Origin of the sequence: Billgrantia pellis (genome assembly GCF_008297955.1) — a bacterium.
Classification (GTDB): Bacteria; Pseudomonadota; Gammaproteobacteria; order Pseudomonadales; family Halomonadaceae; genus Halomonas; species Halomonas pellis.
In genome coordinates this window covers 761,284-768,156 of sequence record NZ_VTPY01000001.1, presented here as the reverse complement: position 1 = coordinate 768,156, position 6,873 = coordinate 761,284, and the positions used below count along the sequence as shown (strand labels likewise).

Sequence of the window (6,873 nt, the reverse complement as noted above, 5' to 3'; positions counted from 1 at the left end):
CCCGGGTGGCGGTTGGGCGGCCCCGTCCCCGCCGCGCCGCCGCCGGTCGCGCGGGGCCGGGCGCCCCCCCGCCACGACGGCACTCACTCCGAAATCAGCTCTCGCCGCACGATGACCGCGCTGTTCCGCGGCACTATCGCACCTCCCTTGGCGATCAGGTAGCTACGAGTGAAGGCGGCGCCGAACAGCAGGATCAGCGAGCTGTAGTAGACCCACAGCAGGATCATCACCACCGAACCCGCCGCACCATAGGTAGAGGCCGTGGCCGTATAGGCCAGGTAAGAGGCGATGGCATTGCGGCCCACGGCAAACAGCAGTGCCGTGACCACGGCCCCGAGCAGTACGTCGCGCCAGTTCAGCACCACATCGGGCAGAATCTTGAAGATGGTGGCGAACAAGGCGGTAATCACCAGCAACGAAATCAGGAGCTCCGCGCCTGCGGTCAGGGTCCCCATCAGCGGCATGGCATCGCCGATGGCCTGGAGCATGGCGCGCAGCACGACACCGACGATCAGCGACACCAGTAGAATGAAGCCGATGGCGAGCACCACGGCGAGCGACAGCAGGCGCTGCTTGAGGAATATCATCACGCCGCTGCGGCTGGGTTTGGCCGTCACTCCCCAGATCATGTTGAGCGAGTACTGCATCTGGGCGAAGACCGTGGTAGCGCCGATCAGCAGCCCACCGATACCCAGCAGGGTGGGTACCACGCCGGACTCCTGGGGCCGCGACTCCGCCACCGCTTGTTCCACCGCCTTGGCAGCCTCCTCGCCCACTGTTCCCTGCAGCTGCGTGACGATCTGCCCCTGGGCGGCATCCTCACCGAACACCACGCCGATCACGGCCACGGCGATGATGACCGTGGGCGCCAGCGAAAAGAGCGTATAGAACGCCAGCGACCCGGCATAGCTGAAGGCATTGCGATCCAGCCATAGCTGTACGGCATCCTTGATGGTGAGCCACCAGAACTTGATCGAGAGTTCACGCACCCCGCACCTCCTTGTCCGTACTATCGATATCAGCATACGCAATCCATGCACGCCTGTCGGCCAATCCGCCCCTGCATTGCAGCACTGAAGTGGCGCGACCATAATGGGCCCCCCGAGCCGACAGCGAAGGATATGCCGATGGGTACTTCCGATCACGATTTCGACTGCCTCGTATTCATCGGCCGCTTCCAGCCACCACACTTGGGTCATCTGGCCGTGATCAACGAAGCGCTGCGGCACGCGCGACGGGTCATCGTGCTGGTCGGCTCGGCATGGCAGGCGCGTTCGCTGCGCAACCCATGGCGCTTCGACGAACGCCAGTCACTGCTGCGAAGCTGCTTCGATGACGAGGAGAATGACCGGCTGGAAATCGTTCCGCTGCTCGACGCGCTGTACAACGACGACGTCTGGGTGCGAGACGTACAGCGCAAGGTGCGTGATATCGCCGGCCATCATCATGCCCGCCTGCCGCGTATCGGCCTGATCGGCGCCAGTCGTGGCCAGTCCAGCTATTACCTGTCACTGTTCCCCCAGTGGGAATCGGTGAGCGTACCGCTGGTCGACGGCATCTCCGCCAGCCAGATCCGCGAACGCCTGTTCCGCTCGCCCTCCTCCACTGAGGACTATCTCAGCACCGGAGCGACCCACGACCTTCCCCCCGGTGTGTGCGAGGCGTTGCGCAGCTTTGCCGGCAGCGATGCCCACCGTCAACTGATGGAAGAGCAGCAATTGCTCGAGCAGTATCGCCAGGCCTGGGCCAATGCGCCCTACCCGCCGATCTTCGTCACGGTCAACGCCGTGGTGGTGCAATCCGGGCACGTATTGCTGGTGCGCCGCACCGCGGCCCCCGGCAAGGGACTGCTGGCACTGCCCGGCGGCTTCATCAATCCCCACGAACGCCTGCTCGACGCCTGTCTGCGCGAGCTGCGCGAACGCGTTCGCCTCAAGGTGCCGGAGCCGGTGCTCAAGGGCTCGCTGCGCGGCCAGCGCCTATTCGACGAGCCCCACCGCAGCTGGCGCGGCCGCACTCTGGCGGAAGCCTTCTATTTCGCCCTGCGCCCCGATCAACAGCTACCCCAGCTCAAGCCGGTCAAGGGCGGTGACCACGCGCGCTGGGTGCCGTTGGCCGAGCTCGAACCCGACAGTCTGTTCGAGGACCACTTCTTCATCATCCAGAATTTTCTCGGCCTGCCGGCCGATTTCAGCGGGATCTGATATCCAAGCCAGGGATCGATAAAACTGTTGCTTGGAAAAGTAAGGGATTTCCGTCGCGAGCGAAGGCAGGCCGGTCACCGCCGGAGCGGAGCTACCGGAGTGTAGTGCCTACATGAGGATAGCGACGATCCGCCGGGGGCCTGCCTGACGAGCGCAGCAGGAAAGCCATTCTTTTCAGGCTCGGAGGAAATCGCGTGGCAGCTTCATCATCTGCCGCCACAACTTCTCGACCCCGGGCTTGTGAACCAGCGAACAGCGATAGAGGCGAATCTCCAGCGGCACGTCCCATTTCTCATTGCCGGCACGCACCAACCGCCCCGTCCTGAGCTCCTCACGCACGCAGAAATCGGGGATCCAGGCGAGCCCTACGCCCTGCAACACCATCCCCTTGAGCCCTTCGGCCATGGCGGTTTCGTAGACGGTACGCAGCCGCAGCCTCAAGGGATCGTTCTTGAGCAGCATGCGCACGCTGCGCCCCAGAAACGCGCCCTGAGTATAGGCAAGATAGGGAATGGTGTCCTTGCTTTCGAGGCTGTAACGCGGCTTGCCGTTGGCGTCGGGCAGGCTGACCGGCAACATCTTCACCTGGCCGATCGAGAAGGAGGGAAAGACTTCCGCATCCAGTTGCATGGTGGCATAGGGATCGTGATAGGCCAGCATGAGGTCGCAGTTGCCCTCGCGCAGGACGTGGATCGCCTCGCCCACGTTCATGGCGACGAGCCGCGTAGGCAGTTCACCCAGCCCCTCCTGAAGGCGTGAGATCCACTCGGGATAGAAGCTGAGCGCCAGGGAGTGGGCAGCGACGATATCGAGCGCCTCGCGGGCCATGGAAACACCGCGCAAATGGCCCAGGCATTCATTGAGTTGCTCCACCAAGTTGCGCGCGGTGACCAGGAAGAGCTGCCCTTCCGGCGTCAGGTTGATGGGCGTCGTGGAGCGATCCACCAAGGTCACGCCCACCGCCTGCTCCAGTGCGCGAATTCGGCGGCTGAAAGCCGGCTGGGTGACGTGTCGCTGCCTGGCCGAGGCAGAAAAGCTGCGGGTATTGGCCAAGGCAACGAAATCTTCCAGCCACTTGGTTTCGAGATTCACCGCGACTCCCGCTGACTGCCAACACAGTTTGAGGTAAGGCGCACCACGGTGCGCGGCCATTCGTCAGGCAACGCCTAATGTACCCCAGCCGCCGCCCGAACCCAAGCGCAGTCATGACTTACTGGATCGGCGCCGTCAGATAGGCGGCGCGCGAGACCAGCTTGAGCCACAGCGGCCGGTGATGCAGCTCCTCGTAATCGATACGTCGACAAACCGCAAAGTCGTGTTCGAGCATACGATGTACCTCGGCGGCGAACCCTCGGTCAGGAAGGAAGGCCGTGATCTCGAAGTTGAGGCGAAACGAGCGATTGTCGAGATTCACCGTACCCACGGCCGCCGCCGCGTCATCGATCAGGATGACCTTCTGATGCATGAAGCCAGGCTGATAGCGATACACCTTGACCCCCGCACGCACCATGTCGGGCAGAAAGGAGAAGGCCGATAGGTAGATCAGTAGATGGTCGGGATGCTCGGGCATCATGATGCGCACATCCACCCCGCGCATGGCGGCCAAGCGCAGGGCATCCTGTACGCCCTGATCGGGAACGAAGTAGGGGCTGGTTACCCACAACCGCTCATGAGCGCTATGGATGGCGAGCTGCACCAGCAAGCTGGCAGTCTCCTGGTGATCGGCCGGCCCCGACGGGACGATGATGACATTCTGGCACTCCTCGCAGACGACCTGCGGCTCCCAGCACAAGTTGATGACCTCGCCGGTGGCCCAATGCCAATCTTCCCAGAAGGCCTCCTGGAGCCCCAGCACGCTAGGCCCGGCCAGCTTCAGGTGCGTGTCGCGCCAGGGTCCGTGCCGCGGATGTTGCCCGAGATACTCGACACCGACGTTGAATCCGCCGAGCCAGCCTTCGCGACCGTCCACTACGAGAACCTTGCGATGGTTGCGAAAATTGAGCTGGAAGCGGTGCTTGAAGCCGCGCGACGAGCGGAATGGGCTGACCTCGACGCCGGCATCGGCCAGTTCGCTGAGATAGCCTTCGGCCAGCTTGCGGCTGCCGATCTCGTCATAGAGAAAATAGACCCGCACGCCGCGCTTCACGGCACGCAGCATGCGCTCCTTGAGCTGTTGGCCCAGCGCATCATGGCGCACGATGAAGAACTGCACCAGTACATAGCGTTCGGCCGAGTCGATGCCGGCGAAGATACTGTCGAAGGTGCTCTTTCCGTCGACCAGCAGCTCGGCCTGATTGCCACTGGTCAATGGCATCTTGGAGAGCCGCTCCACCGCCTTCACGTCAGGGCTGCGCACGTCCACCAGGAAGGGGTCGAGACGCCAGTGTTGATCGGCAAGAATGCGTCGCAACACGCTATCCCGCTCGCCACGGGCAGAGATGTAGCCGTAGAAGCGCGGCCGCCCGAAGATCCAGTAGGCGGGTACGGCCACATAGGGAAACGTCACCAGGGAGATGATCCACGCCACGGCCCCCTGAGAGGTGCGGCTGGAGAGCAACGCCAGTACCGCCGAGAGGAAGCCCAGCAGGTGCACCACGAAGATCGCCAGGCCCAATAGCCAGGATGCCATGATCTCTCCCTGAAAAAACAGCAATCTGCAGCATACCCCAGACGACGGCGGCCCTGCCAGAAGGCGGGGCCGCCGGTACCGAGATCGGGCGCGGGCGTGGGCTCAGGCGCGCTCGGCGATGATCTCCTTCCACTTGGCGGGCCCGGTCTGATGCACGGAGGTGCCCTGGCTGTCCACCGCTACGGTGACCGGCATGTCCTCGACCTCGAACTCATAGATCGCCTCCATGCCCAGGTCGGCGAACCCTACTACGCGGGATTTCTTGATCGCCTGCGCCACCAGGTAGGCGGAACCGCCCACCGCCATCAGATAGACCGCCTTGTTGTCGCGAATCGCCTCGATGGCGGCCGGACCGCGCTCGGCCTTGCCGACCATGCCCAGCAGACCGGTTTCCTCGAGCATCGTACGGGTGAACTTGTCCATGCGGGTGGCCGTGGTGGGACCGGCAGGACCCACCACCTCGTCGCGCACCGGATCCACCGGGCCGACGTAGTAGATGAAGCGCCCTTTCAAATCGACCGGCAGCGCCTCGCCCTTGGCGATCATGTCGACCATGCGCTTATGGGCGGCATCACGTCCGGTGAGCAGCTTACCGTTGAGCAGCAGCGTATCGCCCGGCTGCCAAGTCTGTACCTCTTCCGGCGTCACCGTATCGAGATTGACACGCTTGACGTTGTCTCCCGTCTCGCGGCTAATCTCGGGCCAGTCCTCGAGCTTGGGGGCGGGCAGCGCGGCCGGCCCCGTGCCGTCGAGGGTGAAATGGGCATGGCGCGTGGCGGCGCAGTTGGGAATGATCGCCACCGGCTTGTTGGCGGCGTGGGTCGGATAATCCCGGACCTTGATATCCAGCACCGTGGTCAGACCGCCGAGGCCCTGGGCACCGATCCCGCTTCTGTTGACCTTGTCAAACAGTTCCAGACGCAGCGCCTCGGCGCGACTTGAAGCACCGCGCGCCTGCAGCTCCTGAATGTCGATGGGATCGAGCAGCGCTTCCTTGGCCAGTTCCATCGCCTTCTCGGCGGTACCGCCGATGCCGATGCCGAGCATGCCCGGCGGACACCAGCCGGCGCCCATCTTGGGCAGTTGCTCCATGACCCAGTCGACCACGTTGTCGGAGGGATTGAGCATGGCGAACTTGCTCTTGGCCTCGCTGCCGCCCCCCTTGGCGGCCACGTGCACTTCCACGGTATCGCCCGGCACCAGCTTGTGATGGATCACCGCCGGCGTGTTGTCGCCGGTATTTTTCCGCGCGCCATCCGGATCGGCCAGCACCGAGGCGCGCAATACGTTATCCGGCAATTGGTAAGCGCGACGCACGCCCTCGTTGATCATGTCGTCGAGGCTCATGTCGGCCTCGAAGCGCACGTTCATGCCGACATGAACGAAAACGGTGACGATGCCGGTGTCCTGGCAAATCGGACGATGCCCCAGGGCACACATGCGCGAGTTGATCAGGATCTGGGCAATGGCATCCTTGGCCGCCGGATTCTCTTCCCGCTCGTATGCCGCCGCCATGGCGTCGATGAAATCCTTGGGATGGTAGTAGGAGATGTACTGCAGGGCGTCGGCGACGCTCTGGATCAGGTCGTCCTGGCGGATCACGGTCATGTGCAAGGAACTCCTCGGCTTTATCGGCTTGCCCGCTTCTGACATCGAACGATGTGGCGGGCTCGAACGGTGGCGAATTATACCGTATCGGGCCCTGTTCGACAGGGTCGTGCCGCCAAGAGTGAAGAGAAGTTGAAATGGCTCTTAAGATAACGGTATAAATTTTTGTCGGCTTCAGCCCGGCTGGCATCGTGGGCAGCGGTACAGCCGCCGCGAGGCGACGGTTTCCCGCGTTATCGAATTCCCGCAGTCGTGACACGGCAAGCCATCGCGCTCGTACACGGCGAAGCGACACAGTCGCCGGCTTTCGCCCCGCCGGCGCGCGGCGGCGGCCCATTCGCCACGGCTGGTCACACCCACCTGTTCACAGCGCCCCCTCGTAGTCCTGTCGACGGAAAGCCACGAGCGGGCAGACGACTCGAAAGCCACTCA

6 protein-coding genes are annotated in these 6,873 nt (G+C 63.5%); 1 reads left to right on the top strand and 5 read right to left on the bottom strand.

The features are described 5' to 3' along the window. Positions 1 to 83: 83 nt before the first annotated feature. The gene (locus F0A17_RS03515) at positions 84 to 1,025 is read right to left on the bottom strand and encodes a YihY/virulence factor BrkB family protein (RefSeq protein WP_149326930.1); all 942 of its coding nucleotides are present in this window, start codon (positions 1,023 to 1,025) and stop codon (positions 84 to 86) included. Between the two features lie 102 nt (positions 1,026 to 1,127). Here F0A17_RS03515 and F0A17_RS03510 point away from each other — a divergent pair, with 102 nt between their 5' ends. Further along, entirely contained in the window at positions 1,128 to 2,204 is a 1,077-nt protein-coding gene (locus F0A17_RS03510; RefSeq protein WP_149326929.1) for a bifunctional nicotinamide-nucleotide adenylyltransferase/Nudix hydroxylase, read from the top strand. Between the two features lie 174 nt (positions 2,205 to 2,378). Here F0A17_RS03510 and F0A17_RS03505 read toward each other — a convergent pair whose 3' ends face one another. The 4 genes from F0A17_RS03505 to F0A17_RS20730 form a co-directional block, all read right to left on the bottom strand. After that, positions 2,379 to 3,296 carry a LysR substrate-binding domain-containing protein gene (locus F0A17_RS03505; protein WP_149326928.1) on the bottom strand — a complete coding sequence of 306 codons (918 nt, stop codon included), beginning with the start codon at positions 3,294 to 3,296 and terminating at the stop codon, positions 2,379 to 2,381. Between the two features lie 118 nt (positions 3,297 to 3,414). After that, positions 3,415 to 4,833, bottom strand: coding sequence for a cardiolipin synthase (gene cls / locus F0A17_RS03500; RefSeq protein ID WP_149326927.1), 1,419 nt, complete (start codon positions 4,831 to 4,833; stop codon positions 3,415 to 3,417). Positions 4,834 to 4,935: 102 nt separating this feature from the next. Beyond that, entirely contained in the window at positions 4,936 to 6,441 is a 1,506-nt protein-coding gene (locus tag F0A17_RS03495; RefSeq protein ID WP_149326926.1) for a fumarate hydratase, read from the bottom strand. 174 nt (positions 6,442 to 6,615) lie between these two features. Continuing rightward, a complete protein-coding gene (locus F0A17_RS20730) occupies positions 6,616 to 6,723 on the bottom strand; it encodes a zinc finger domain-containing protein (protein WP_228716798.1) in 108 nt (35 codons plus the stop codon). Positions 6,724 to 6,873: the final 150 nt, after the last annotated feature.

Bases quoted from the DNA above. Each gene is read 5' to 3' on its own strand.
- cls (WP_149326927.1), bottom strand. From the start codon at position 4,833: ATGGCATCCTGGCTATTGGGCCTGGCGATCTTCGTGGTGCACCTGCTG.
- F0A17_RS03495 (WP_149326926.1), bottom strand. From the start codon at position 6,441: ATGACCGTGATCCGCCAGGACGACCTGATCCAGAGCGTCGCCGACGCC.
- F0A17_RS03510 (WP_149326929.1), top strand. From the start codon at position 1,128: ATGGGTACTTCCGATCACGATTTCGACTGCCTCGTATTCATCGGCCGC.
- F0A17_RS03515 (WP_149326930.1), bottom strand. From the start codon at position 1,025: ATGCTGATATCGATAGTACGGACAAGGAGGTGCGGGGTGCGTGAACTC.